28 protein-coding genes are annotated in these 25,990 nt (G+C 50.1%); 2 read left to right on the forward strand and 26 right to left on the reverse strand.

Features of this window, described 5'->3' with window-relative positions:
* Position 1: 1 nt before the first annotated feature.
* On the forward strand, positions 2–802 hold the full coding sequence (locus PY990_RS07495; RefSeq protein WP_275271076.1) for an EscT/YscT/HrcT family type III secretion system export apparatus protein: 801 nt from the start codon (positions 2–4) through the stop codon (positions 800–802).
* Positions 799–1,899 carry an EscU/YscU/HrcU family type III secretion system export apparatus switch protein gene (locus PY990_RS07500; RefSeq protein ID WP_275271077.1) on the forward strand — a complete coding sequence of 367 codons (1,101 nt, stop codon included), beginning with the start codon at positions 799–801 and terminating at the stop codon, positions 1,897–1,899. Before PY990_RS07495 ends, PY990_RS07500 begins: the two co-directional genes overlap by 4 nt.
* On the opposite strand, the gene PY990_RS07505 is transcribed toward PY990_RS07500, so the two are convergent.
* From PY990_RS07505 to PY990_RS07630, 26 genes are all read right to left on the reverse strand, one after another.
* Entirely contained in the window at positions 1,839–2,120 is a 282-nt protein-coding gene (locus PY990_RS07505; protein WP_275271078.1) for a hypothetical protein, read from the reverse strand. The genes PY990_RS07500 and PY990_RS07505 overlap by 61 nt on opposite strands.
* 3 nt (positions 2,121–2,123) lie before the next feature.
* Complete coding sequence (locus PY990_RS07510) at positions 2,124–2,834, reverse strand: hypothetical protein (RefSeq protein ID WP_275271079.1); 711 nt, start codon at positions 2,832–2,834, stop codon at positions 2,124–2,126.
* 8 nt (positions 2,835–2,842) lie between these two features.
* A complete protein-coding gene (locus tag PY990_RS07515; RefSeq protein WP_275271080.1) occupies positions 2,843–4,867 on the reverse strand; it encodes a hypothetical protein in 2,025 nt (674 codons plus the stop codon).
* Positions 4,868–4,888: 21 nt separating this feature from the next.
* Complete coding sequence (locus PY990_RS07520) at positions 4,889–5,662, reverse strand: hypothetical protein (RefSeq protein ID WP_275271081.1); 774 nt, start codon at positions 5,660–5,662, stop codon at positions 4,889–4,891.
* A gap of 27 nt (positions 5,663–5,689) precedes the next feature.
* Positions 5,690–6,589 carry a type III secretion system translocon subunit SctE gene (gene sctE / locus PY990_RS07525; protein WP_275271082.1) on the reverse strand — a complete coding sequence of 300 codons (900 nt, stop codon included), beginning with the start codon at positions 6,587–6,589 and terminating at the stop codon, positions 5,690–5,692.
* 21 nt (positions 6,590–6,610) lie between these two features.
* A complete protein-coding gene (locus tag PY990_RS07530) occupies positions 6,611–7,795 on the reverse strand; it encodes a hypothetical protein (protein ID WP_275271083.1) in 1,185 nt (394 codons plus the stop codon).
* 83 nt (positions 7,796–7,878) lie between these two features.
* Complete coding sequence (locus tag PY990_RS07535) at positions 7,879–8,451, reverse strand: hypothetical protein (protein WP_275271084.1); 573 nt, start codon at positions 8,449–8,451, stop codon at positions 7,879–7,881.
* Positions 8,452–8,484: 33 nt separating this feature from the next.
* Positions 8,485–8,736, reverse strand: a complete 252-nt coding sequence (locus PY990_RS07540; RefSeq protein ID WP_275271085.1) for a hypothetical protein — start codon at positions 8,734–8,736, stop codon at positions 8,485–8,487.
* Between the two features lie 52 nt (positions 8,737–8,788).
* The gene (locus PY990_RS07545) at positions 8,789–8,974 is read right to left on the reverse strand and encodes a hypothetical protein (protein WP_275271086.1); all 186 of its coding nucleotides are present in this window, start codon (positions 8,972–8,974) and stop codon (positions 8,789–8,791) included.
* Positions 8,975–9,007: 33 nt separating this feature from the next.
* Entirely contained in the window at positions 9,008–9,223 is a 216-nt protein-coding gene (locus PY990_RS07550) for a hypothetical protein (protein ID WP_171097120.1), read from the reverse strand.
* Positions 9,224–9,239: 16 nt separating this feature from the next.
* Positions 9,240–9,581: a hypothetical protein gene (locus PY990_RS07555; RefSeq protein ID WP_275271087.1), complete on the reverse strand. Its 342-nt coding sequence runs from the start codon at positions 9,579–9,581 to the stop codon at positions 9,240–9,242.
* Positions 9,574–10,104, reverse strand: a complete 531-nt coding sequence (locus PY990_RS07560) for a hypothetical protein (RefSeq protein ID WP_275271088.1) — start codon at positions 10,102–10,104, stop codon at positions 9,574–9,576. The genes PY990_RS07555 and PY990_RS07560 overlap by 8 nt, the downstream gene beginning before the upstream one ends.
* Before the next feature lie 37 nt (positions 10,105–10,141).
* Positions 10,142–10,492 (reverse strand): hypothetical protein, encoded by a 351-nt coding sequence (locus tag PY990_RS07565; protein WP_275271089.1) that lies wholly within the window; start codon positions 10,490–10,492, stop codon positions 10,142–10,144.
* Positions 10,493–10,501: 9 nt separating this feature from the next.
* Positions 10,502–11,704 (reverse strand): hypothetical protein, encoded by a 1,203-nt coding sequence (locus tag PY990_RS07570; protein ID WP_275271090.1) that lies wholly within the window; start codon positions 11,702–11,704, stop codon positions 10,502–10,504.
* Positions 11,701–13,452 carry a type III secretion system outer membrane ring subunit SctC gene (sctC, locus tag PY990_RS07575; protein WP_275271091.1) on the reverse strand — a complete coding sequence of 584 codons (1,752 nt, stop codon included), beginning with the start codon at positions 13,450–13,452 and terminating at the stop codon, positions 11,701–11,703. Before sctC ends, PY990_RS07570 begins: the two co-directional genes overlap by 4 nt.
* Positions 13,436–14,104, reverse strand: coding sequence for an HrpE/YscL family type III secretion apparatus protein (locus tag PY990_RS07580; protein ID WP_275271092.1), 669 nt, complete (start codon positions 14,102–14,104; stop codon positions 13,436–13,438). The genes sctC and PY990_RS07580 overlap by 17 nt, the downstream gene beginning before the upstream one ends.
* Positions 14,097–14,852 (reverse strand): hypothetical protein, encoded by a 756-nt coding sequence (locus PY990_RS07585; RefSeq protein WP_275271093.1) that lies wholly within the window; start codon positions 14,850–14,852, stop codon positions 14,097–14,099. Before PY990_RS07585 ends, PY990_RS07580 begins: the two co-directional genes overlap by 8 nt.
* Positions 14,849–15,646: a type III secretion system inner membrane ring lipoprotein SctJ gene (sctJ, locus tag PY990_RS07590; protein ID WP_275271094.1), complete on the reverse strand. Its 798-nt coding sequence runs from the start codon at positions 15,644–15,646 to the stop codon at positions 14,849–14,851. The genes PY990_RS07585 and sctJ overlap by 4 nt, the downstream gene beginning before the upstream one ends.
* Position 15,647: 1 nt before the next feature.
* Positions 15,648–16,076, reverse strand: a complete 429-nt coding sequence (locus PY990_RS07595; RefSeq protein WP_275271095.1) for a hypothetical protein — start codon at positions 16,074–16,076, stop codon at positions 15,648–15,650.
* 72 nt (positions 16,077–16,148) lie between these two features.
* Complete coding sequence (locus tag PY990_RS07600) at positions 16,149–16,946, reverse strand: OmpA family protein (protein WP_275271096.1); 798 nt, start codon at positions 16,944–16,946, stop codon at positions 16,149–16,151.
* Entirely contained in the window at positions 16,943–17,968 is a 1,026-nt protein-coding gene (locus PY990_RS07605) for a hypothetical protein (protein ID WP_171097141.1), read from the reverse strand. Before PY990_RS07605 ends, PY990_RS07600 begins: the two co-directional genes overlap by 4 nt.
* Before the next feature lie 182 nt (positions 17,969–18,150).
* Positions 18,151–19,704: a hypothetical protein gene (locus PY990_RS07610; RefSeq protein ID WP_275271097.1), complete on the reverse strand. Its 1,554-nt coding sequence runs from the start codon at positions 19,702–19,704 to the stop codon at positions 18,151–18,153.
* A 252-nt stretch (positions 19,705–19,956) separates the two neighbouring features.
* Positions 19,957–21,087, reverse strand: a complete 1,131-nt coding sequence (locus PY990_RS07615) for an acyl-CoA dehydrogenase family protein (protein ID WP_275271098.1) — start codon at positions 21,085–21,087, stop codon at positions 19,957–19,959.
* A gap of 34 nt (positions 21,088–21,121) precedes the next feature.
* On the reverse strand, positions 21,122–23,110 hold the full coding sequence (locus tag PY990_RS07620; protein ID WP_275271099.1) for an acetyl/propionyl/methylcrotonyl-CoA carboxylase subunit alpha: 1,989 nt from the start codon (positions 23,108–23,110) through the stop codon (positions 21,122–21,124).
* On the reverse strand, positions 23,103–24,266 hold the full coding sequence (locus tag PY990_RS07625; protein ID WP_275271100.1) for an acyl-CoA dehydrogenase family protein: 1,164 nt from the start codon (positions 24,264–24,266) through the stop codon (positions 23,103–23,105). The genes PY990_RS07620 and PY990_RS07625 overlap by 8 nt, the downstream gene beginning before the upstream one ends.
* 33 nt (positions 24,267–24,299) lie before the next feature.
* Positions 24,300–25,928 carry an acyl-CoA carboxylase subunit beta gene (locus PY990_RS07630; protein WP_275271101.1) on the reverse strand — a complete coding sequence of 543 codons (1,629 nt, stop codon included), beginning with the start codon at positions 25,926–25,928 and terminating at the stop codon, positions 24,300–24,302.
* Positions 25,929–25,990: the final 62 nt, after the last annotated feature.

Here is a 25,990-nt window from a genome sequence, read left to right on the forward strand (position 1 = left end):
AGTGGAAGAGCTTTTCATTGGCACGGGGGATCCACTTCGCGAGTTCGTCTCGGTACTTTCTTATTATCTGCCCCGAACCATTGCCTTCATGATGTTCTTTCCAATGTTGTCAAAGGGCTATAGCAGCACACTAATTAAAATGTCGGTTGGTAGTGTTTTGGTTCTTTATCCTGCGCTTGCTTCAACAGAATATTTCACCTCACCTCAAACTGCCCCAGCATTCACTGTACTGACTTTTCTTGGTGAAGTGGTGATTGGAGCCCTGTTGGGTCTCATCATCGCCTTTCCCTACTATGCATTCAAAGGATTTGGTGCCTTGGTAGATGTGTACCGTGGAGCTACCTTTTCAGGCCAGGTTACCGGAAACGATTCCGGCGAAGAACTGCCGATCGAAACCCTTTTCGGTTATTTCTTTACGGCACTTATTCTCGCTGGCCCAGGCTTACATGCGGTCACTGTGCATCTGCTGAAAAGTTATCTATTGATGCCCCCAGGAACTTTTAGTCTGATGGGTGCAGAGCTCTGGTTACAAACCTTGTTGCGTCTCACCGCCGATTTTTTGTCATTCGCTGTACTTCTAAGTGGTCCTGTCTTGGTCGCCATTCTTGCAGTTGAAATTGCAGTCCAGATTATTTCTGCGTTCGCGCAGCAACTTCAGGTTTACAGCATGGAATACAGTCTGAAAAGTTTGTTCGGCATTCTGGCTTTGGTGGGATTGCTGCACTTTGCGGAGGAGGATATTTTCTGGTTATTCCGCGAATACAGTGAATCATTGAATACCTTGCTGGAGAATACACAATGAGTGGAGAAAAAACCCTTCCAGCAACAAAAAAGAAAATAGACGACGCACGCAAGAAAGGTCAGGTGTCGGTTAGTAAAGACATCATGATTGTGTCCAAATTGATGGTTGTCTACGCGGTCATTTTTTGGCTCATACCAGGTTATCGAAAATACTTCTCGGAATTGATTGATGTGATTGTGACTTCAGGGTTTGAATCCAATCACCATTTCTCCGCAGATGTCATTTCAGCCGCTTTTCAGGTATTTCTATTGATCACATTCCCACTGGTTGCTGTGTGTGCTATCACAGCAACCTTACTGACTTGGGCTCAAATTGGTTTTCTGGTGGCTCCTGAAGCGGCTCAACCTTCATTCAAAAAACTTGATTTTGTCCAGAATTTCAAAAATATCTTTTCAAAGAAATCGATACTTCAACTGCTGTTATCGCTGTGCAAAGTGGCCATTGTGGCTTGGGTAGTTTTTTTGGTGTTTGCCGGCATGTTGAATGACATGGTGTATAGCTACCGGGCCGGTATGGAACAGTTGTTGTTCATTTTGGGGGGAGTTCTAAAAAAAGTAATTTTCATGACTTTGGCCACGTTCATTGTAGTGGCGCTCATTGACTGGTTCATCGAGAGAAGCAATTTCCTGAAAAATCTGAAAATGAGTCATAGCGATTTGAAAGAAGAGCAGAAGCAGTTGTACGGTAATCCAGAAATTATTCAGCATCGCAAGCGTGAACATCGTAATCTTCTTAATTCCTCGTTAAGTCGAATTGATCGTTCTAAAGTGGTTGTGGCTAACCCAACCCATATTTCAGTTGCACTGGATTATGAACCTGGCATACATGATGTACCTTTTATCGTTGCCATGGGTGAAGATACGGATGCACTCGAAATTCGCAAGCGTGCTAAAGAGCTGGGAATTCCAATCATTGTGAATGTGAGGCTGGCGCGGATGATTTACAACGACTGCCTAGAGGATGAGTACATTCAGCGAGAACATTTGGAGTTAGCCGCTGAAGTCTTTCGTGCGGTCTTTCAGTTGTCCGCTCAAAGTCAGAACGTGTCGTCAGCAATTGACAAGGGATCGCCCAGTGATTCAACCGGACTGAGTTGATTAATCGGGCAGCCACCAGTTTTTATGACTTCGGCCTTTTCATTGACTTCAATACCCGAGATTTTGCTGCACATACCCAGAAGAGTTTGAAGTTGTTGGATCGGCATGACAACATGAATGGGTTCACAGCTTTGGGTGCCAGTGTTCAACCTTAAAGACAGCGTGGCGCAGTCATCGTGCTCACGTACTTCAAGTACCTCATTGACAAAAATTCCGCTCATCTTTTACTCCATGAGTTTAATGTGTTCCCGCGCTTTCGATGCATCGGCAATTAAACCGAAACTGCCTCTTCTCACAGAAGCAATGCCTCTAAAAAGCCGCAGCCTTTCTCGCAATTGATTGTTCATGGCCTGTTCAATCAAATCATGTTTCTCTTGCCGTTCGCCATGAAATCTGAGGAAGTACATTGGGTCGCCTACACGAAGTACCAGATCGCCTTTTAGGCTGTCCCATTCCAACGCAAAGTTCAGTGCTCTTTGCCATGCGTAAATATCAAATCGGCCAGGGATCAGGTTCCAGTTCAGGGAATCGCTTTCCCCCAGACTGGGGTGCATTTGCTCCACTTCAATAGGCTCATCCGCAAAAAACAGGTAAGGGGTAGGAATCTGCAGAACTACCCGTTCTGGTTTTCGCCAGGTATTTCTTGGTTGAATTTTGACAAATTTTGAAATTCGATTTGGAGCGATACTCGTAAAGGGATAAACGGGTCGGATGGTGAATCCACCCTCTTCGTCAACCCTGCGGAGGCGCAATGCGAACGCACTACACACCATGTAGGTGTTGTCGAAAAAGTGTCGTAACGCTGGGCACGACAAAAAACCCTTTGACAGTCCATTCCGATCTTTGGGCGGAATGAACTTTTGAGGTGCTGGGTAGGCAAAAGCTGCTTTTTCTGCGATATTGACCCAAGCAACCTTTGCCATTTTGAAGTTCACCTTTTTAGTTACGAGTTTCCATACCAGTAATCAGTATCGTCATCTTCTTCCTCTTCTTCTTCCCTCTCAGGGGGTACATGTTCATCGGCTGTGATGTTACCCGGCACAGTGAAGCCAGGGCGTGTATACAGCATGCCTGGAGTAACCACGCGACGAGTAGTTTGTCCGTCTGCGCCTGTTACATCGGCGTACTGTGGCGGTGTGTATACGAAGAGATTGAACGAGGTAGTTAAAATGTACATTGCCTTGCGTTTCTCATCCGGTGTCATGGATGAGAATGTTTTGCCGAACAGTTGCTGACACACCGAATCCAGGTTGGCTTGAGTCTCTGCACTCATCGACAAGTGATTGGGGTCAAACACAAACTCGGCTGGCACTGCAAACGATGGATTGTTGAAATTATCCCGCGCACGCACGTCACTGCCTTGTCCGCCATCGCCTTGCCAGTCTCCGTGGTTGTCGATTAGCCAGGTATGCATCTGGTGAGTTCGGAACACCCAATCACCTAAGCCACTACCACCCTTAGAGCGGGAAATTTCGAGTAAATACCCGCTATTTTCGGGTGCCAACATGGTGATGCATGCATTCTTGAGCTGTGTGCGTTGTTCTACACTCAAATGGCCCAAGCCGATGCTGTCCCAGAAACCTTGATCATTTGGATCAGAGTTGGCGATGATGCCAATACCCATCGTACCGAACCGATCATTTTGTTGCGTTCCAGAAGAATTGACTTCAGCTCGGTCTGCAGCCTGGGGTCCGCCCATTGTGTAGAAGATGTATAAAGCATCCCAGAAGGTTTTCAGCCTGCTGTCTTGATTTGCTGCGGGTGTACCTTCAGGAGGCGCAGTGCCTGGGGCGGTCGCTTTGCTGCTTAGGTAAGTTGCGCCATTTCCAGTCATGAACAGGGTGTTGGTGGCTTGGTCGTAACCAATTAAACCCATGGCCACCGCGGTGTTGATTTGCGCTGGGGTGAGTTGATCCCAGGTGGTGTTGGCTGGCAAACCCAGTAGGCTGACAATCAGTTTCAAGATCATGTCTTGTTGACCGTCTTTTGCACCCAAACCCTCAGGAAGGGGCTCTTCAACGTCTTTCATTCTTCCGTAAACTGTACCGGCCAGTTTCTCAACATCAGCAGCGTTGTAATTCCTTGGTGGATTGGCATCGGGCACGGCAGCATAGCCCTCGCCACTGAAATACACTGAAGCACCAGCCGCTTGCAGTAAATCTTCTTGAGTCATACTGATCATTGCCATGGAGGGCAAAAAATCTTTCATGGCTGGGTCTTGAAACCGGCTCAAGCACTCGGTTCCCTCATTTGAAAGCGCCCATGCGCCCACTCCCTGAGTTGCATCGCCCGTAACCAAACCCATCAGTTTGAGTATGTTCAGATGTTCTTGGGTAATGGTTACATTGCTGCCAAAAATGGCTTTGCATAACTCTTCGATTGGATCTGGCAAGGCAGCAAGGTCAACTGGTGTTGTCTCTTTGTTCCCATAATTTTTTTCGAACAGAAACCTTGCGCTGCCTGCCAGGCCCGCAAGTTGACCGCCGTCTACCACTGGGTCACCAGTGAAGGTAAACGTACGATGGTTGAGGTAAGGCAAGGAGCCGTCCGGGAAGTAGGGAATATCACCTCCGAAAAAGTCTTTGGAGGCTTGTTCATCAATTTTTGTGTGCAGGGGCGCTTTGACAAAAACCATCCAGACCGTTTGCGGCCTCCCATTTTCCGTCACCTGTCCAATGCCGTTCTCCCAGTCGCCTGAGAAATCATATCGTTTGACAATATCGAACAGATTACCCGAGTTCAGGTCGTCAATTTCCACACCGCTGACTGCGCTGGCCCATTCCAGAAACTGCTGTCGCGAGGCCTCGCTGTCAAACATGTAATAGCGCGTGCCTACTTTGATATAGTGGTACGTTTGACCCTCTACCTCCATGGTTCCCATGTTTCCGGTTCCGGCCGGCGCTGGGGTTTCATCTGGTGTAGTTCCTTCACCAGGGACATAGCCGGTGTTGACTGTGCTTGTAGCCATAATCTGCTCCTGATAAAAAAATCAAAGACCGGAAAGGTAAGTGCGTTGGGCGTCGTTGGAGCCCTGCCAGGATGTGGTTAACTGCTGGTACACGTTGTCCAGCAATTGGTTGTGACCATCCAGAACCGACGCTTCAAACTCCTCTAGCGCCTTGCCAAATTGACCGCCCGACGTTACTGGCTGGGTCAGTAGGTTGGCTGTCATTGGGCTGTACCATTGCCACTTGGGGTCATGCGGATTGACAGTTTTATCGTTGCGCATTTTTGCAACTTTGTAGAAACTGGCACCAGAGAAAGCAACAAAAATGGCTGCTGCTGCCATGGCGCATGCAAATTCGGTGGTGGCCCCATCGAGTCGCTTTTGTGCGGCCTGCACGGCTTGATCAAATCGCAAACCGCTAACGTCCATCATTAATTTCTTGATATCCAATCCAAGCGCATAACTCAGCATCAAGAATCGAAGGAAGAGGTCGCCAAACGGATTGTCAAAAACACCAATCTGTCTTTTGTCGCCGAACATCATGTCCAGTTCTTCTTCCGACAAGCCCCACATTTCCTTGGCTTGTTCTCGCGTGATATTGGATTTGCCACTGGCCAAATCCAGATAGGTACGCACTTGTGCAGGCTCAAGCTTATTCAGCATTGCCTCGGCCTGCTCTTCGGTTAGCGCAAATGTTGACATCAACTCGTTGATGATCAGACCTTTTTCGTCAGGTGTCAGTGGAGCAGTATTAGTGCTCCCTGATGTCGCAGTTGTGGTGGTGGTTGTGGTGACTGGAACGTCGCTTACGCTCATGGTGTGCTCCGGTTTGGGTTGCCTGTGTCAGGCTTGAAGAGGGGCAAAAAGCTGGGGCATCATTTGAACCAGGCGATTAATTGCCTCTTGATAAGAGGCGATATCCTGACCAACAGATTCCAGCAGCTGATTAATCAAATCAATGAAGGCTTGGTCTATATTGAAGGCGTGCATCAATTTGGACACTTCGTATTGAAGTACGCCCATACCCACTTGAAGGCCACCCTGGGCGGCGGTGATGCAAGCCTCTGTGGCTTCGAGAAAGCGCAGAAGCGCTGCCTGTTGCGCGGTAGTCAGTTCCCCGGTAATTATTCCTTGCAGGAATGTAGGTAACTGGCGAAGCATTTGAGCGGCTGTCGATGTAGAGGTCGATAGCGCAGAGCCAGCCATGGAAAGACCACTTGCTGCAGCCGCTGTGACCAATACGATAAGTACAACAAGAATAATGGCTCCGACAATTGCGCCACCGATCGGCCCGAACACATCGGTCAGGCCTTTCATCATGGCGCCCATGCCTTTTTGAATCAGGGAGTCATACCCCCCAGCTTCTGCCAGCAAGGGTTCCATTACCATTACCAGGGCCACGGCAAATACAGCCACCGTCATGGGGGTGGGCACCAGGCATGCCACCAATGCCGCTAAAATCAGACCAATAATTCCAAGGGCCTTGAAAATTTTCCCCAAAATACCACCAGCTTTGGACTTCTTGAGTTGCTCAATGAACTTGTCAACCTGGTCGCGAATGTACGCGACTTTTGCCCGTTCTGTGCCCTCAAGGCCCTCCATCATGTAGGTGAGAGTCTCTCTGGCCTTGGTCAGGTTTTCCAACGTGAACAGCGCCAGGCTCTCAAAAAATGTGTCTTCAGAAAGTGGTGCTGCTTCACCGTTTGCAGTGGGGGACAAAAGGCTTGGGCCTGAGGTGCTCATGGAATGTCTCCGAGTATCGGTTTAACGGGTCGGAATAGAAGCCATCAAGTTCTGCTCGTTCTCGAGCAACTTGACCTCGCCCTTGAAGATCTCCTGGATTAACTGACCAATTGAGTCGATACGGGTTGTAATTTCGTCTGCAAGTTCCTGGTTGTCAGCGTTTAATGCCTCTTGGCGCAGAGTTGTCAAACGGATTCTGTCCGCCTCCAGCAGACCGATGTACATTTCGATGATTACAATCAGGGGGTTCGTTTCCCCAGCATCCAGTTTTTCTCCTGCTTTACGCAGAGTCTTCATGCGGTCGCGGAAGTAACTCATTGCATCGACATCGCCACGCGTTTCGGCATCTTTGTACATTCGGTAAGCTTCTTCATAGGATTTTTGAATGTCTTCGCGTGATGAGCCAACTGAATCTGGACGCCAGTTTTCATCCATTGGCACTGCCAAGTAATCTTGATAGGTGTTTTCACCTTCAATAATGTCTTGCTCGCGCATCACCAAACCGTGAAGGTCTGAATATCCCGAATTCAGATAATAATTTTTGAACTCACCCGCCATGGTTTTACGCAACTGTGAGCCGGCCAGCTGAACTTTCGTCGTATCACCACCCGCGGCAGCTACTGCACTGTCGTACGCAGAAATAGCTGTAGCCAAGCCGTTGTACAAATCCTGCAAGCCAAGTGCCTCCAGGTCAAACCCCAGTGCCTTTAGTTCATCAAGTTTGGCCAGTAAGCTTGCCGCTGATTCTCGAGAGGCTACACCGTTGTCCTCTTCCCATGGCAGAGAACCCTCGAGTATGGCTTTCTTCGCATCTTCAAGTTTTTGAAGGTTGCCTGTGCTTGTTTGTTTCGCCTCGTCCAGCGCATCCACACCAGACGTGTTCTTGGCGAGAATATCCAAGAACTTGATCTGAAACTTCAGATTATCAATCTGGTTGCTGAGTTCATCTTCGCCGTTGCCGGAAGCTCTCCAGCCGGCTTCAAGTTGTTTAAGCTGATTCAACAGTGCACTGACGCCAGCTACACCTGTGTGTTGCGAGAGAAATGCAATAAGCGCTTGCAGATCGGTCAGCGACAGATCAGTGAGATCATCGAATCCGTTCTCGTTCAACCAACCGCGAATCAATGTATCTGTGGTTACCGGGGCGGTGCTGTCCACAGCAGACGTAGTCCAGGGTATAGCGGCGGCGGGTACAGAGCTGCTCATAGTGTGTTCCTTGCTTTGGATGTTCGTAAGCGATTGTTTCGATTTTTTTGCTAGGTGTAGGCGAATTGGATTGAGCCTACTGATTAGCTGCTCGACCAGATACCAATGCGGGACTTGCTGCTGGCGACATACTGGTCATAACGCTCCCGTGCGCTTTTCGCTTGCGCCGCCAGGACCTCGCTGGAATATTCGGGAGGAACTACCTCCAGTTTGGCGTCCGCGACCCATGCGTACAATTCTTGTGCTTCTGCTTGACTAAGGGATTCACCATTTTTCAGTTTGTTGATGATTTCCATCACTTTGTCTGAAGGCGGTTTTCCTGCGGCCGTCATTTCTGCGATTGCCACATCCAGGAAATCTTTCATGCCTTGGCTAACCTTGACGGTGCCGTCTTTGGTGTGAGCGTTTAGTACTGACATGAGAGAATCTGCACCCTTTTCAAGGCGGCCATAATGTTCGCCTAACTGAGCGATTCTTTTCATTTCAGAACCAACCCAACCCAACTCAAGATCACCCATGAGAATGGTTACCCGCATCCAGTCACCATCGCCCGCCGCTTCCCACATTTCATCTATTTTCTCTTCGTCGGGTTCGTAGGGTGCGGGTTCCTGCCAGGCGGTTGTGCCTGCAGCTGTAGGGGGTGTGGACTGGCTCATGCGATGCTCCTGAGTGGTGGGTTGTGCTAAAAATTACATACGTGCTGCTTGGTAGACGTTCTCGATGAAGTCTTTTGTTTTGCCGCAGGCGGACATGATTTTTGCTGCTGTTTCAAGCGAAATACCGAGCTGTGCTACAGCCGCTGCCACTTGGCCAGGTGTTGGGTTGCCTTGCAAGAGCTGATAGAACGAGTCCAAGGCACCTTGTTGAACTTCATCGCCGAACTGGGCGAACAGATCAATTTGTGGGGTGACTGATGAATGGGTGGGGAAATTTACTGCCATGATTTAACTCCTTGAAATAAGTTGACTAGTTTCACTTCAAAATAAAAGAATTTCATCCTCCTTCTTTTTGTCGCTCCTCCTGCCAATATTCCTCGAGGCGCTCGAGGGCTGGGTTGATCAATCGAGTGGTTGCCAATTCAACAATGGTGTTCAATTGGTCTTCGGTGTAACCCTCTGCCCCCGCTCCTGCTGGAATTTCTTCACCTTCACCAACGATGGAAAGTGGGGATGTGGGCATAGTCACTGGTCCTGTGGTTCCCATGTTTTTCCTTTATTTGTTGACGATGCTTTTGAGCGGTTCAGTCATGTCTTTCACAAGGCTGGCGGCAAGTTGCCACAGCGAGCCCATCATTTGCATTTCATAGCTCATAACCACTACATCAGCGGGGGATGAGCCAAAATCAGGTTGGGTCAAATAGCTATCGACACGTTTGGCATGACGGTCAGCAAAACCGAACACCCTTGAACCTACATCTAGAACTTCCATACAACCTCCCTTGGGTTTACTGTTGCTTAACCAACTGCTCAAAACTTTCGGATACTTTGCTGCCAATTTTTCCAGTCAATTGAACTGAGACCGATTTCATCGAGCTCACATGCATGGCATCAATCAGGCTGAATACGCTGTCGCGTGAATCAAAGTCCCGAAGTTTTTTGTCCATACTTACTTTGCTTTGATCCAGTTGTGTTTGCGCTTTTTCCACAAAATTCTTCACAGACTCGTTCACTGGGTTGGGTTCGGAAAGTAGTTGCGAGAATCGTGAGGCGTCTTCAGGAATCGCTTTTGCGCTTGCGCTGCCTGTGAGTGGACTATTTGTTTGAATTGCTGCGATTGATTCAATCAATTTTTATCTCCAGTTCAACACCCAGATTTTTGCTGAGACCCGAGCGAAGGATCTTTTCAAGCGCAGCCTGTTCCTGGGTAGACAATTTACTTTTCAAATTCAAATACACAATGCACTTGTGACCATCAAACTCGCCTCGAATATTCACTTCGCCAGCCAGCGTGTTTTCTATACAAAAGTCAAACTTGCTGTTTTCGGTTTGAAGTTTCTTTTCCTCACAGTTCTTTTGTGGTGAAAAAAAATGATTAGTTCCTGTCAATGAGTTGAGTTCTTTTTTTTCATCCAGCTGAAATTGCGTATCAGATGGATTGCAGGTTTGATCTGCTTGTAACAACATGCCCAGAAAGTCCTGACCTGATTTTGTGTGGCTTGAATTTCGGCTGGTATGATGGAATGCTCTGATGCTCTGACCGTTCGACGCAGGGACGCTCACCTCGGGTACAGTTCGGCGATTTTTCGCATCCAGTTTTCGATTGGTAATTTCAGAAATCTTCAAAGGGTCATACTGTGTATTGATCGTCATTTGATAAGCTCCGGAATTAAGGTGGGTGTTTTAAACCTCAATTCATTTGTCGGTTGATTTCCCAAAGGATTTGCTCAAGTGCCGTGCGTGCTTGGGTTTCGGACTGAATGTTCCAATCGGGTTTGGCATGAACTACAAATCCAGGGGTTGGTTCTGCGTGGAATTTGACTTTGAAACCTGGGAAAGCAGATGCATTTTTTTCTTGATTCAGAGATTCAGCTGCAGCAATAAAGCGGGGCGTAAGTGGAGAATCTCCGATCCAGACCAGAAAAAACTGCTTGCCGTTTTCATCATTTGAATCTGTGTGGCTTGGCAATAGTGTCCAATCGTTGTGGATACACAAAGGATCAGGAAATTCTGGTGGAGGCAGCATCATCAGTTGTCCCATTCAGTTGATTTACGATGAGGGCGACAAAATTGCAGACAGCTGGGTGTTGCGTTCAATATTTTCAACGAGGATTTTTCGTTGATTTGAATTTTTGTACATGCCAATCAAGAGATCATGGAGTAGAACCCAGCGACAATAATTCGTGATGAAAGCGTTGCGGGCAGGTAACTTGTCGGATCGAACTGCCGACGCAATTGCAATGAGAGCATTCGCGCCGGCCAGGGTTTCGTTGGTTAGCACGGCTTGAAGACATGACTCGGTCAACTGGGCCATGCTTGGTAAGCCCTGAAGATTGGCAGTGCGCCCCCAATCAAGAAATTTACCGTGCAGGGCATGCAGGTTGATGAGCAGGCCGAACTGCTTAATGCGACTCAGAATAATGTGGTGCCTGGGGCTGGTAACCCTGCTGGGTTCTTGCGTTTTTTCGCGACTTAGAATTTGTACAAAACCTTCTTGCATGGCGATCAACTTGCTTCGCGGCGCGCCAGCTTCGAGGTCTTTCTTGATTAACTTGTACAGTACGTGAAGATCTGGAACCGATATTGTGTTGGGCTGAATTTCAATAATTTGGTAGGCTTTGATAAATTCGCGCAGAGAGGGGCCTTTGAATGCCTTGGCTTTGCCAATGTCGTAGGCGCCCACTGTGCCCTGAATGAAATCACCAAACTCGCTTTCCAGTTTTTTTCGAACCAACAGCAATTCAGTTCTGTCGCCTGCACTGAGCAGGCCACCGTGGTCTTGCTCCAGTGACTTGAGCAACAGAAATTTTCTCAATGCTTTTTCGGCAGGGTTTAGATCGCCCGCTAAATCAACCAGGCTTTTCCCTTTGCTTCGGATCGAATGAAGCATGGACATCTGGTCTTTGTGGCGAAAACTTTCGCTGCCTGTGAACAGTGTTTTGTAGATGTCTGCATATTTACTACCTCGACCCTTTTTATTGGGGTCTGCTTCAGCCAGACCTCGTTGTAATGCCGCATGCTGTTGTTCCGAAGCACTGACCTGTGGTTCGCTACTTGAACCTGCCAGGCCTTGTGGATGAACTGATGCATCGTTTCTGGTTTGGCCGCTCTGGGTGTGTGCTGCAATGAAGCGTTCTACACGCTTTTTTCCTTCTCCTTCAAGCGGGCGGCGATTTGCAAGACTCCCGTGAAGCGCTTCGGTTGTTGTGACCTCCTGATGGCCGCTCGGTTTGACCGGAATTGCTGTATTCATCGAACACCCTCCAGTCGGTTATCCAATCGCAATGTGGGCGTTGGTTGCAGATTTTCACCTGTGAGTTTGAATGACTTTTGAAGCGAGTTGATGGCTGCGCGAGTGGACTCGGAGTTGTGCGGTGGGTCTTCGATCAGCCTTGGCGTAATCAAAAACAGGCGAGCTACATTCTGGCGTTGTTTCTGCTTGCTGGAGAATGCAGCTCCAATGAATGGCAGTGAGCCAAGAACCGGGACTCGGTAATCTTTGTCGCCTTCAGATTCGCGATTGTAACCACCAATCAATATGGCTTTCTCGCGTTGAATCAATGCCTGCGTACTGAGAGATGTATTTTGAATACTGGGAGCAGATATGCTTTGTGCGCTTTGCATATTCTGAGTGATGTTGCCATCCTGAATTTCAATGCGCAGGAAGATGCGGTCGTCGCCTCCTTCTTTTACCAGCCTGGGCGTCACTTGAAGCAAGCTGCCTGCCGTCACAGGTACTACATCTGCCACTCGTTCACCCAATACCTGCAGGTACAGGGTTTGACTCAAATCTATATAAGCCGATACGTTGTCCTGGGTGACAATGGTTGGGCGAGCCAATACTTTTGCATTTTCATCGGCGGACAAGGCTTTTAGGCGGGCTAGAAAGCGTACTGGGTCCACAATGGTGCTGGCACCCGGAATGGTAAGGCTGGGGGAGTTCACGCCAGAACCCGGGAAATCGTAAAGTAAATGACTGGATTGAAATCCAAATTCAAGACCCAGTTCATTCAAGCCGCGCTGATCGACTTCCACCAACATCGCTTCCACTTCGATCATGGGCAGCGGACGATCCAGTTTATCAATCAGTTGTTTGTAGTAGTCAAATTTACTTTTCGCATCACGAACCAGGATTGAGTTTGTGCGCGGGTCTGCAGTAACACTGACCGGGGCTTCTTCTTTTTTTTCTGTTTGGGGTGCTTCTTTTGGTGGGGTAAGAGTGGTTGGTGACATGACTTGGGCACGGTAGTTGTTACCTTGCAGCAAACCCATACCCGCTGTTTGTTGCCCGGCACCATCCACAATCATGCCTGCCTTTTTATTTTCAGGTGAAGCTGTCATGCGCTGGTTTGGTAAACCCAACAGATTGAGCAATACCGACAAGGCACCAGGCGTGGTTAGTGTGGCACCCCTCAGTGTTGTTTGGCGATCTTCGACGGATGCGTATTGAAGCGGAAAAACCATCAACTCAATGCCGTGCTTCGCAATTTCAGAAGGGTCCGGTGGGGCCTGTTCAAAGGCTTCACGCAATAGGTTCAGGTAGCTTCTGGGTCCAGAAACAATCAGTTCCTTGGTGTCGGAATTAATTGCGAATGGGAATTCTTTGTAGAAAAGCCCAGCAGATGTCAGCAAATCTTTCCAGTCGTCGTTGCTGCGAGCACCGCCAACGAATATTTTTTGGGTTCGCCAGTCATCAGACCGATAAACATAGACTTGTGTGCCGTTCTGGAACCAGTTGATGCGAAAGGAGCTGCGGAAGTAAGCCATCAACTCTTCGACGTTGGAGAATTCAAACTTTCCGCTGATTGGGCGAGTATTAATCGCGTTTGTATTCAAGCGCAGTCCAAGCATGTCCAGCATGGTTTCAAGAGCCCTCTTGGAGGACTCTTCCTGGGCCATGTAGATTCTCATTTCTGCTTTCGCCGCAGGTGCTGCTTGCAACCATGCACCCTGAACCATGATCAGGGAGGCCAGCGTTATTGCTTTAATCCACTTCTTCATATTGATTACCTTTGGTAGCGATTGAATCCTTGATTTCTTTTTGCAGGTTTTCAATCTCTCGTTTGTATAAAGCCATCAGATTTTCAATTGACACCTGAATCTCAGAGCCTTTCGCTGCCTTGATTCTTAGTTCAAAGGGTTGAAGGTCGTCGGCTATTTGTACTTCCCACTTGCGAAGCATGGCTTGATTCGAGATCACTTTGCCTAGTGATTCCTGAACCAAGTTGATTTGACAAGTTGTGCATTCAAGGACCAGCTCTTGGTTGCTTAAGGAATGCTCAAGCAAGGCTTTCACCAATTTTTCGATTTTGATCTGATCGGGCACTGTGTTTAAAAATTCGCTCAATGCGGCCACGCTGATATCAATACAAATTCGTGCAGAATTGTCGGCAAGTGCTTTCACCCTCTGACGCATGGTTCTTCGAATTGATTTGAGATCCTGTTGCATGGATTCGGCAATTTCCTGTCTGGCTTGCTCTCGAATCCGGTTAGCCTCTTGATTGGCTGCGCGAATGATCGACTCAGCTTCATCGCGCGCGTACGCAACGATGTCATGGTGGTTTTGTGCGAACTTTAATGTGCGGGCAGGAATGAGATGATCATGAATCTGAACATCAGCTGGAAAGCGTATTTTGCGCAGGAGATTAAGCATTCGCTCCTCCGTATAGCTGATCGACATCTACAGTTGTGTAGTCGTCATCCAGAAGCAAATCATTTTCAATTTCCAGTTTTGGTTCTTGATGTTGTTGATTGATTTCGTCAAACAACGCCTGGACTTCCGTAGCTAGCCATTCATGCACCTCTTTCCACAAGCCTTGCTCTATTGGATCGATTGTGTCCACAAGACGAACGACTTGATGCGGTACCTTCAGCGCCCACCGTTTGAAAAACGATGGAAAATAGCTTTTTAGAACCACACCTAGTCCTATTTCTATGCGCGTCTGAATCGAGATCACGAGGCGATCATCCTGATTGATCGCGTTGGCACATTGATACTGCCACCGGTTCAGACGAACCGGTATGCTTCGATAAAATTCAATGATTTTTCGAATTTCATCTGCTGATTTGACATTGAACTTTTGATCCCATTCTTGGGGGCGCGCATGGATGATGCTGGAATCCAGGGTGAGTGACGCCACTTTTATCAAGTGTATTTCGAGTTGTTTCTGCGTCGACAAGGAGATGGAAATCAGTTCTGGATAATGCAGTAGATCTTGATCGGGATGGTCGTCAAGTTCCAGCACACTTCGTGTTTGCAAAAGCTGGAAGTAATCAACCGATGATTTACCCGCTGTACCCAGTGCATATGGCATGCGGTGCTGGTGATCGCTATTGAGACCGATCAGTGGATTACTCCACCAACGCCACCATTCAACTTGAAGTGTTTTGGGCAGACTCATTTGAAGAATCTCGAGCGAATTGATTGCAACACGGCTGGCCACTGATCGATACCCTTGGCTTGCAGCCAAGTCAGGCCGATTGAAAGCATCCACATGAAAAGAATGATGTACACGATTGCGAGGAAGTAGCCTTTGTCTGCAGCACTCAGCGCAATCGGGCCGTACCACACCAACGGTACGCACTCGTCGATTTTTAGTTCTGACGGTATGGCAGTAACGGTGACATTGGATTGAGCATCGCCAGCGATACCGGGAATGCTTTTAAAGACCATTTCACGTACCTTTGGAATGTACGCTGGGAACTGGGCTTGTTCACTGTACTTGACGAATACAGCGGCAGACGATGGGCTAAGCGGTTCTCCTGGATTGGCACGTTCGGGCAAGACGATGTGTACTTTGGCGGAGAGCACGCCATCGATACGCATAAGTGTATCTTCGAGTTCTTGCGACAAGGCATATAGATAGCGGGCCCGTTCTTCCAGCGGCGAACTGATCATGTTCTCTTTTTTGAACACCTGTCCGATTGAAGATTTTTTGTCACGGGGTAAGCCATTGGCTTGGGTAATACTCAACGCGTTGGCCGAGAGATTTTCGGGTACAGAAATCGCAGAACCCTCTTTTGTTCTTGTTTTCTCTGCCGGTATTCCTGCAGCCAAAAGGTGTGAGTAAATTTCATTGGCTTCTGGCTCGGACAATCCATTAAAGAGCATGGCTCTGTCAGAACAGCCAGTGAGAATCAGCGCCAAGGTGAAGGCGCCAAGGTATCGCTGAATGAAGCGGAGTGGCTTGCTCAATTTATCTTCTCCGAGTAACAGAGGCGACTTCTTCGGAGACGTCTTCGGCAGTGTTGCCTACCCGGCTGACACCTAGAAAGTAGTAGGCTGAGGAAAATTGCTGTTGGATGACAGCTTTGGCAAAGTTACCATCCGTGGTGTGTCCGCCTTCTAGCTGTTGAATGCCACCCATTAGGTGACGTTGCAGGCGGCTGATATAAAACTCTGCTTTATTTAGTTCAACTGCTGACTTGGCAAGAAGCGATGGTGCTGCTTGGTCTGAGCTGGGTGAAGTAATTTTGGTATCAAGCGCGCTGGATGAAGTCTTAAAAGTTTCTTTTAAGCCGGTAAGCAATTGTTGAAAGTGTTCAACGTTTTGCGCAGGCGCGATGAGTTGGGCAGGTTTTAATTGCGTGAAGTTTAATACTGGATTGATGTCGATCTTCTGCATTGTGTACCTCTCTTGTCCTGCGCATTCTGAGTATTGCCCCCGCTGATAAAGTTCCACGAAGGGCCTCTTCGCCTATAACATGCAACGTTCCTGGTTGTTGTCATGAAATTTAAGTTCATATTCCGAGGAGTTCGATTTCTCGGATTCATGCCCGTAAAACTGGAGGCGTAGCTCGATTCGTCGGCTCGCGTCTTTGGATTGTTGGAGATTGTTGAAAGCCACGCCGCCGGCAAGAAAGAGCTTTTTAATCTGGATTCGTTGATCTGAGTTGAACTGGATTGGGCTATTGTTGCTGGATTGCAGCAAGGTGCACATGACCCATTCTGAGCGTTTTAGACTGAGATTCAGGTTGTACAGGTAAGAGCCGTCGGTGTCGGTATACCCTTCAATAACTACTTGTTTGAGCCACTTCTGACCCATCGGCGTGTTGGCCGTTTCAAGAATGACTGGCACCACATCGGCCAGCGTAGCTTGACCAGCCTCGCCTAACTTGTATTCATCAGTGTCGAATTGTCCCTGTGCACCGAAATTGATCCGGTTTAGCTTGCAATCTACATTCAAATCGGGGTTGACCTGTTCGGCCTTTTGGGAGAGGGTCTCGCAGATTGCATTAATTTCTTGAAACCGAAGTTCAGTCTGAGTTAGTTCAGGATCTTTGGTGCGTATGATCACTTCTGGTTTTTCAAGATCTCCTTTTTGAGCTTTCTCAACCAGTTCCTGGGCTTGCCTGGAAATTGCTGACAATGCGGCAACCATGATGACCAAGAACAGAATCATCAAGGCTGTCATCAAATCTGCGTAAGAAATCCAAAAAGGTTTCTCGCCTTCATCACTTCGGTGCGCAGGCGTGTAAGACGTCATCAAACTCATGATTGCACCGAGGATGAGGCGGTGTCGTCGTGGCTTTCTTGTTGTCTGGCGCGAATTACTTTCATGGCCAAATCCTGAGGTGTGCTTTTAATGTGACTTAGTCGATTGTCCAGACGCGCACCCATGTCTTCGATGGGTTGCTTGACCTGCCGTGCCAATGCAGTTTCAAGTTGATTAACTAACCGTTTGTTGGATTCGTTGAGCGCTTTCTCTAGGGCTTGACTTAAACCGTCGTCTCTTTGGCCTTGAACTGATTCAAGTTGTTTGATTACCGGCAGCATGGCTTGCAGCAAGTCGTCTTTCAGGTCTCGGGTCAAGTTGCTGGCGCTGGACGAGTGTTGTACGAGCGTTGCCAAGTATTCTTCGCCGACACCTGGCTCAAACAATCCGTTCATGGCATCAACCAAGTCATCAAGTGCTGCCAGATTTTTGCGGTAAAGCGATTTTTCCCAGTGTGTGATGACCATGGCGGCACAGATGGCGGCAGCGGAAGCGTAAAACGCATCGCGAACCCCCCCGATCAACAAGGTGATACTTTCATTCATGTTTTCGACACTGGAGGCATCAAAACTGCTCAAACCAAACAAAAGACCCGAAAATGTGCCAATGATGCCAATGCCGGTAAGAATACCCGGGAGATGTTTGAAGTACTCGACGCCCAAGGGACGGTCTATGACGGTGGAGGCTGAGAAGTGGGTAGACACAGGCACAGTCAGGCGAAATTTCCGGTTTCGTTTAACGCCGTTGATCATGCCGGTTTGTGGGTGCAGGGTTTTGGCGAAATCTTTCCAGGCTTTTTCAAGCATGGTTCCCTGAAAAATTCGGGCAACACCGTCTTTGCGCATGAAGTCATCACCCTCAGACATTGAGCGCACGGTACTGCCAATTTTGGAGATGAGATCAGCCAGCTCTTTGGACTTAAGTACATATTGTTTGTAGAAATTGAAGCAGGACAAGCACAAGAGCACCATCACTGCGGCGGGTGGAATTAGCTGGATAAGATTGGTTGTGGTTGTGCTCACCGTGTCTTCCTTGAGGATCGATTCGGATTGTCGAACAGGGGTGGTTACCTGACTGCAAGTTTTGAGTTGCAATCACAGGTGATTGGTTCCAGATTTGATGAGCATGGAAACGCAAAAAGGCACCCCGAAGGGTGCCTTTTCACTTTGCATGGGGGTCGGAGCCCCATGCAATACTACAAAGCTTAGATGGGCAGGCTGTCTGTGGGCAGTGCGCTGGTCAATGCGTCCAGTGGACTTGCGCCAGAGGAGATTGGCAGGCTGGAGGGGTCCAGCATGCTGGTCAGTGTATCCAGGGGCGTGCCAGTGGAGGGGAAGCTTGGCAACTCACCACCTGCGCCACCGCCTGCTGCCAGGTCAGTCAGTACGCTGGGGTCCAGCAGGGATGTCACCATGTCCAGAGGTGTACCGGTTTCGGGGATACCTGAACCACCGCCACTCAGGGCATCGGTCACTGGCCCCAGCACTGCATCCAATGGTGTGCCGGTAGGACCTTCTTCTGATCCGCCACCGCCACCACCTGCCAGTGCATCAGCTACAGGCCCCAATACCGCATCCAATGGTGTGCCCGTGGGGCCTTCTGTGCTGCCACCGCCCTCATCGCCACCGGGCAAAGGCAGGCCGCCAGAGAGTGCTGCGATTAGCGGATCTGTCACTGGGGTTAGTGCATCAAATGCTTGATTTAAACCATCAGCCAAGGGTTGTGAAACCATCGGCAGTGCGTCAGTTGCAGTGGCCAAGCCATCAAACAACGGTGCAGCTGCGTCAAAAATCTGGGTCAAACCATCGTTCAGGGGGCTCAAAACCGGCTCCAGTCCGCCCACCACCTGTGACAAACCATCGGCGATCTGAGGAGTAGCCATGCTGAGCCCACCACCCAGTTGCTCAGCAACAACCCGAAGGTTTACTGGAAGAGTGTCGGCAGCGGCGGTGACCATACCATCTTCATTGCCCGCGATTACGTCGACCAAGGGAGAGAGTGCTGTTTCTACGGATTCGGTAATCGGTGTGACGTTCTGATCAAGTGAATCGGTTACAGGGCTCAATCCATCCAGTGCGCCAGTCACGGTATTGTTCACCGGTGTCAGAGCTGGCTCCAACGCAGTTGTTACCGGCGCTGTTTCATCCAGCACTGGGTCAAGTGCCTCTGTAACAGGTGCCAATGCACCAACTGGTGCGTCTACTACGGTAGTCACTGGGGCTAACGCGTCCACGGTTTGATCCACCGCAGGGGAGGCGGGGCCGGCCGCATCGGTGACTGGCTCCAGTGCACCTGCGGTTGCGCCGCCAGAACCACCACCAGAAGAACCGCCGCCGGATCCGCCGTCGCTGTCATCACTTCCCAATACGAATGCAGCACCGGCTGCTGCAGCCAGTGGACCGGCCAAACCGCCGGCAGCCAAACCTGCACCGAACAAACCAAACATGCCGCCTGCGCCGGTTACTGCGACTGTTTCGCCTTCAGTCAGCAATTCGAATTCGCCCTCGGCTACTTCAAATTCAGCACCGTTTTCGCCTTCTTTTAGTGTAGCTACTGCGTTGGATTGAAGAATACCTTCAGTGGCTTTTTGACCTTCAGCGCCAGGAAATTCAATGTATGCAGAACCTTCCGCACTGGTGGTGACGGTGTCACCAGCAGAAATAATGTCGCCTTCTTTCAGAAGGACTTGTTCACCGTCAGGACGGGTTACAGAAACCTCTCCCAACACGCTTTTGATAACTCCAGTGATATTAGCCACAGTGCATTCTCCGACAATGGTGTGTTCATTTGAAAATTCGGCAAAAGTTTCGCCTTGTGAGAGTTTTACTGGCCGTAATCAGGAAACGGATGTGAATATTTCCTAATAGTTAACAATCTTTAACATTTTTTGTAAGTGTTATGCTTACAAATCCTGATTTGCCGCATGTAAAGCACTCTAGAGGGAACGCCGATCGAATCTAATTGTTTTTAATTCAGCCAATTAGTGTAACTCTTTCGGGGGGTAATTTGCTCACCAAGCCAGTTGTCGAATGGCCAGTTCTTTCATGATTTCTTCTGCACCACCACCGATGCACATTACTTTTACTTCGCGATAGATGCGCTCGGTCGAGCTTCCGCGCATAAAACCCATGCCCCCCAAAATTTGCACAGCCTCGTTGGCGCAATGCTGCAAAGTTTGAGTGGCCTGGTTCTTCAGCAAACAAATATCGGCCACCAGTTCTTCGTTGATATCGCCTTTGTCGATGCACGCAATTGTTTCATCGAACCAGGCTTCCGTTGCGCGAATTTTCATGCGCATGTCGGCCAACTTGTGGGCGATCACCTGATGTTCAATCAGGCGTTTGCCAAAAGTCTGGCGGTTCTGTGCCCAGTCCAGCGCTTCGTTCAAACACACCTTCGAAAAGCCCACACAGGCACCTGCCAACATGAGGCGTTCCGTGTTGAAGTTCTCCATGATGATGCGAAAACCTTTTCCCTCTTTGCCAACCAGATAGTCAGCAGGTACTTCCACATTGTCGAAGTAAATGCTGGCGGTGTCGCTCATCCACCAACCAGTTTTTTTAAGCGGGCTGCGTGTCAAGCCTTTGGCGTTGCCGGGCACCATGAGCACGGAAATACCGCGTGCACCGGGTTCGCCAGTACGCACTGCTACGGTGAGCCAATCGGCACGCACGCCGCTGGTGATGAATACCTTTTCTCCGTTGATACGGTAATGAGGCACGCCATCTTTTTGAAACAGATCGGCTTTGGTTTTCAGGTTGGCCACGTCAGACCCACCCGAGGGTTCGGTAATGGCTAGCGCGCTGATGGCTTCACCTTTCAACACAGCGGGAGCAATCAGTTGGACCAGTGCTTCACTGCCATGATTCAACAATGGAGGTAAACCGATGTTGTGGCTGAATAAACCTGCCAACAGGCCTCCACTGCCTGCGGAACACACCAGGTTAGACAGCCTCAAGCGATCGGCCAGCGAGCATTCGAATCCTCCCACTTCTTCCGGGTAACCCAAGCCAAGCAAGCCGAGCTCACCCGCCTGACGGTAAAGCTCGCGCGGGAATTCCCCAGCCTCGTCCCAGTCATTGATATTTGGCTTGATCTGCTCATTGACAAATCGCTCCACCGAGCGGAAAAAGTCTTCCACGGTTTGTGTCTCCTCCAGCCGGGCTGTGTTTTATTTATTGAATCTGACCAAGCTGGACCATGGCTTGTTTCTGCTTCATTTGGTCACCCACCTTGATGTGCACCTGTTCCACAATTGCAGCGGTTTTGGCGGTGATGCGGTGTTCCATTTTCATGGCTTCCAGACACACCAGCACTGCACCGGCCTCCACCTGTTGGCCTGGTTGAACCAGTACCTGCGTCACTTTGCCATTCATCGGGCTGCTGACAAGTGGCTGAAATACACCTTCCGCCAAGGCCGAAGCGCTCAGCAAAGTTTCTTCATCCACATGCAACGCCTGAGGGTTTAGCCACTGTTGAACCCACACGCCAGTGTTTGATTGGGTGACTGTGTATTGCGCGGATTGCCCTTGCACCATTGCCTTGATGGTGAAACTGCCTTTTGCCGTGTCGGTACAATCCCAGTGCTCGATGAGCACTGTTTCATCACCCAGCCCGTCAATCATGTAACCTTGGGCGCTGCAGTCAACCTTCAAATTCAGGGTGTTGCCCTGTGATTTGAGTTTGAGTGGTCGTGGCAGCGCACGTGTACTCGAAAAACCACTCAACGGTAAAGGCCATGCGAGTTTTTCGTACTGTGGTGCATAGGCAAGGAACACTGCGGCGACAGCGCACTCTGCCTGGAAATGTTGAGGTTTGAGCAATTCATCAGCATGCTGGGCCAAAAAGCCTGTGCCGAAATCACCACCCTGAAAAACAGGGTGACTGGCGATTCGTTGCAAGTAGAGTGCGTTGTGCTCAAAGCCGATGAGCACGGTTCTTTTGAGTGAATCAGCCAGCTTTTCGCAGGCGGCAAGGCGGTGATCGCCGTGCACAATGACCTTCGCCAAAAGGCTGTCGTACCAAGGACTTACCTCACCGCCTCTTTGCAGGGCGTGGTCGCAGCGGCTGTTCGCATCAGGACTCCAGGTCAACACTGGCCCCGTTTGCGGCATGAAGTCGCGGGCCGGGTCTTCGGCACACAGACGGCCTTGAATGGCATGGCCGTTGAACACAATTTGTTCTTGTTGCAAGGTGAGGTGTTCGCCTGACGCAATTCTCAATTGCCATTGCACCAGATCAACGCCGGTGATGGCTTCCGTAACGCCATGCTCAACCTGCAAACGGGTGTTCATTTCAATGAAGTAAAAATCACCGTTTGAATCAAGCAAAAATTCAACTGTGCCCGCACCCACATAGTGGGTGGCATGCACCAGTTTTAATGCGGCTTCACCCATGCGTGCACGCAGCTCCGCGTCCACTGCTGGGCTGGGGGCTTCTTCAACAATTTTTTGGTGGCGGCGTTGAACGGAGCAATCGCGCTCGCCCAAATGCACTGCGTGACCGTGGGTATCGGCCAGCACCTGAATTTCAATGTGGCGCGGGTTGATGATGGCTTTTTCAAGCATGACCCGGTCGTCGTTGAATGCATTCTTCGCCTCAAGTTGGGCCGAGTGAAGTTGCGATGCAAATTCGGATTCAGTCATCACCAAACGCATGCCACGCCCGCCACCGCCTGCCAACGCTTTGATCATCACTGGGTAGCCAATCCGCTGCGCCGCAGCCATCAGGTCGGTTACGCTTGCGTTGGGCTCGCTAAAGCCGGGAATACAAGGCAAACCAGCCTGTTGGGCAATTTCTTTCGCACGGGCCTTGTCGGCCATGTCAGCAATCGCCTGTGGCGTGGGGCCTACTAGGGTAATTCCTGCGTCCACACAGGCTTTTGCAAAGGCAGGGCTTTCCGATACAAAACCATAGCCGGGGTGAATGGCATCTGCACCGGCTTTCAGCGCGGTTTCTATCAGTTTGTCGATACGCAAATACGATTCAAGTGAGGGTGCTGGGCCAATGCAGTAGGCTTCGTCGGCCTCTTGAACATGCATGGCTTTTTCATCGGCCTCGGAATAGACGGCGACTGTTGCGATACCCATGGGCTTGGCTGCGCGCAATATTCTGCGCGCAATTTCATTGCGATTGGCAATGAGCAGTTTTTTGATCCTAGGCATTCTTTTTCTTGCCCGGCAAAATACCCATGAATTTGCAGATGATGCCCAGCATGACTTCGTCTGCACCGCCACCAATCGAGATCAGTCGGCCATCACGATACAGTTGCGAAGCCGGGTTTTCCCAGGTAAAACCCATGCCGCCCCAGAATTGCAAACACTTGTCGGCGACTTCGCGCACCAGGCGACCACTTTTCAGTTTGCACATGCTGGCCAGCTCAGTGACTTCGCCACCAGCCACATATTCTTCAGTGGCCTGCCACACCAAGGCACGCAAGGCCTCAATTTCAGTTTTCAATTCAGCCAATGTGAAATGCACCACTTGTTGATCGAGCACGGTGCTGCCGAACAAGTTGCGCTGGCGGGTGTAGTTGATGGTTTCGTTCAGCACATGCATCATGCCTTCGATGCTGTTGGCGGCACCCCACAGGCGCTCCTCCTGAAACTGAATCATTTGGTACATGAAGCCTGCGCCTTCCATACCAATCAAGTTGCGCTGTGGCACACGCACATTGTCAAAGTGAATAAGACCCGTGTCGGATGCCCACATGCCAATTTTGTGAATCTTCTTCTCAATCGTAATGCCCGGTGTTTTCATCGGCACGATGATCAGTGATTTGTTCTGATGGGGCTTGCCTTCGCTGGTGTTGGCCAAGAGGCAGATCCAGTCGGCTTGCAAACTGTTGGTAATCCACATTTTGCTGCCGTTGATGATGTAGTCGCTGCCATCCTTGCGCGCGGTAGTTTTCACACCAGCCACGTCCGAGCCAGCACCGGGCTCTGAAACACCAATACAGGCCACCATGTCGCCAGCAACGGCGGGGGCCAGAAATTCACGGCGCAGCTCGTCGCTGCCGAACCGCGCCAAAGCAGGCGTGGCCATGTCGGTCTGAACGCCGATTGCCATGGGCACACCGCCACAATGGATTTTTCCCAAAGCTTGCGCCGCCACCACGGAATAGCTGTAGTCCAAACCCATGCCGCCAAACTCTTCTGGTTTGGTCAGTCCCAGCAAGCCAAGATTACCCATCTTTTTGAACAGTTCGTGGGCGGGAAACATTTGTTCCTTCTCCCAGGTGGCCACGTGTGGATTAATTTCATTCTCCACAAAGCGTTCGATGGTGCGTTGTAGTTCTTTGTGTTCCTGGCTTAGTCTCACTGCACTTCCTCCTCGTTATTTATTTCTCACGCGCTAGGGGCTAGCCACGCCAAATTGCATGGCTTGCACACTGCGCTCTTGTTGCAGGCAGGCGATCAGCGCTAGCGCCAATACCTGCCGGGTGTCTCTTGGGTCGATCACGCCGTCGTCGAGCAACAAACCACTGGTGTGGAATGCGCTGGTTTGCGATTCGAACGTGTCGATGATTTGTTTTTTCATGTTTTCAAGCATGAACTCGGGCACTTCCATGCCTTTGCGGGCTGCGCTGGCCTGCATCACGGTGGCCATGGTGCCAGCCGCTTGCTCGGCACCCATGACCGCAGTTTTGCTGTTGGGCCAGGCAAATACAAAGCGGGGTCCAAATGCCCTGCCGCACATGCCATAGTTGCCCGCGCCAAAACTTGCGCCGCACAACAGGGTGATTTGCGGCACAGTGGCGTTGCTCACCGCTTGGATCATTTTTGATCCGTGCTTGATGATGCCGCCCTGCTCGGCTTCCTTGCCCACCATGTAACCTGTTGTGTTCTGCAGGTAAACGATCGGCGTTTTGGTTTGGCAGCAGCTTTGAATAAAGTGTGTGGCTTTGGTGGCACCTGCGGTGTCGATTGGCCCAAGATTGCTGATGATGCCGACTGAAACACCCATCAGTTTGGCGTATCCGCACAGCGTGGCCGGTCCGTAGTTGGCCTTGAATTCGAGGAAGTCGGAATCGTCGACGATGCGGGCGATCACTTCACGCATGTCCACCGGCGTTTTGATATCGGCGGGCATGATGCCCAGCAGTTCTTCGGCTGGGTAGCGTGGTGCAGGCGCCTGAGCATTCAGAGTGGGTATCACATTGCGATTGCTGCTGTTCCAGTCGATTTTTGCCATCACGTCGCGGGCCAGTGCAATGGCGTGGCGGTCGTCGTCTGCGATGTAGTCGCCCAAGCCTGAGACTGAGCAGTGCATGTCGGCGCCACCCAGTTCTTCATCGGTTGCAATTTCACCAGTGGCGGCTTTCAACAAAGGGGGGCCAGCGAGAAATGCGCGTGCGCGTTCGCGAACCATGATGACCACATCACTTAAACCTGGAATGTAGGCACCGCCTGCGGTGGATGAGCCATGTAGAACGTTCACCACGGGCAGGCCTGCGGCACTGAGTTTGGCAAGGCGGTAGAAGTTGCCACCACCCAGTATGAAGTGTTCAACTTTGTACTTCAGCAGGTTTGCGCCTGCCGATTCGCCCAAGTTGATGAAGGGCAGTTTGTTTTCAAGCGCGATGTCTTGTGCCCTTTGCATTTTTTCAATGCCCATGGCCTGAAGCGCGCCGGCCTCAATGCCTGAATCGCTGGCGACCACCATGCACAAGGTGTTGGCTACATAGCCCAGCCCGGCAATAATGCCGCCGCCAGGAATGCTTTTGTCAGCCTTCTGCCCGTCTTGCATATAACCAGCCAAGGTGCTGAGTTCCAGAAACGGGGAGCCCGAGTCAAGTAGCAGAGCAACCCGGTCGCGAGGCAGCAACTGACCACGCTTTGCAAATGATGGTGCAGCTTTTGCTGAGGCGTCGCGGGTGCGTTTCTCCAATGATCGAAGTTCATTCAGGGCCGTTTCCATATTGGCTTTGTTGAGTTCAAACTCGGCGGAATTTGCGGAAACGAGGCTCTCTAAAATAGGCATTGGTTTGTGGCTTTAAGTAGCGGCAAAATAGTCTTGAAAAAAATCAAACGTTTGTTTGATTT

The organism is Limnobacter olei (assembly GCF_029087225.1).
GTDB classification, from domain to species: Bacteria; Pseudomonadota; Gammaproteobacteria; order Burkholderiales; family Burkholderiaceae_B; genus Limnobacter; species Limnobacter olei.

Bases quoted from the DNA above. Each gene is read 5' to 3' on its own strand.
- PY990_RS07500 (WP_275271077.1), top strand. From the start codon at position 799: ATGAGTGGAGAAAAAACCCTTCCAGCAACAAAAAAGAAAATAGACGAC.
- PY990_RS07505 (WP_275271078.1), bottom strand. From the start codon at position 2,120: ATGAGCGGAATTTTTGTCAATGAGGTACTTGAAGTACGTGAGCACGAT.
- PY990_RS07515 (WP_275271080.1), bottom strand. From the start codon at position 4,867: ATGGCTACAAGCACAGTCAACACCGGCTATGTCCCTGGTGAAGGAACT.
- PY990_RS07520 (WP_275271081.1), bottom strand. From the start codon at position 5,662: ATGAGCGTAAGCGACGTTCCAGTCACCACAACCACCACCACAACTGCG.
- sctE (WP_275271082.1), bottom strand. From the start codon at position 6,589: ATGAGCACCTCAGGCCCAAGCCTTTTGTCCCCCACTGCAAACGGTGAA.
- PY990_RS07530 (WP_275271083.1), bottom strand. From the start codon at position 7,795: ATGAGCAGCTCTGTACCCGCCGCCGCTATACCCTGGACTACGTCTGCT.
- PY990_RS07535 (WP_275271084.1), bottom strand. From the start codon at position 8,451: ATGAGCCAGTCCACACCCCCTACAGCTGCAGGCACAACCGCCTGGCAG.
- PY990_RS07540 (WP_275271085.1), bottom strand. From the start codon at position 8,736: ATGGCAGTAAATTTCCCCACCCATTCATCAGTCACCCCACAAATTGAT.
- PY990_RS07545 (WP_275271086.1), bottom strand. From the start codon at position 8,974: ATGCCCACATCCCCACTTTCCATCGTTGGTGAAGGTGAAGAAATTCCA.
- PY990_RS07550 (WP_171097120.1), bottom strand. From the start codon at position 9,223: ATGGAAGTTCTAGATGTAGGTTCAAGGGTGTTCGGTTTTGCTGACCGT.
- PY990_RS07560 (WP_275271088.1), bottom strand. From the start codon at position 10,104: ATGACGATCAATACACAGTATGACCCTTTGAAGATTTCTGAAATTACC.
- PY990_RS07565 (WP_275271089.1), bottom strand. From the start codon at position 10,492: ATGGGACAACTGATGATGCTGCCTCCACCAGAATTTCCTGATCCTTTG.
- PY990_RS07570 (WP_275271090.1), bottom strand. From the start codon at position 11,704: ATGAATACAGCAATTCCGGTCAAACCGAGCGGCCATCAGGAGGTCACA.
- sctC (WP_275271091.1), bottom strand. From the start codon at position 13,452: ATGAAGAAGTGGATTAAAGCAATAACGCTGGCCTCCCTGATCATGGTT.
- PY990_RS07580 (WP_275271092.1), bottom strand. From the start codon at position 14,104: ATGCTTAATCTCCTGCGCAAAATACGCTTTCCAGCTGATGTTCAGATT.
- PY990_RS07585 (WP_275271093.1), bottom strand. From the start codon at position 14,852: ATGAGTCTGCCCAAAACACTTCAAGTTGAATGGTGGCGTTGGTGGAGT.
- PY990_RS07595 (WP_275271095.1), bottom strand. From the start codon at position 16,076: ATGCAGAAGATCGACATCAATCCAGTATTAAACTTCACGCAATTAAAA.
- PY990_RS07600 (WP_275271096.1), bottom strand. From the start codon at position 16,946: ATGAGTTTGATGACGTCTTACACGCCTGCGCACCGAAGTGATGAAGGC.
- PY990_RS07620 (WP_275271099.1), bottom strand. From the start codon at position 23,110: ATGCCTAGGATCAAAAAACTGCTCATTGCCAATCGCAATGAAATTGCG.
- PY990_RS07630 (WP_275271101.1), bottom strand. From the start codon at position 25,928: ATGCCTATTTTAGAGAGCCTCGTTTCCGCAAATTCCGCCGAGTTTGAA.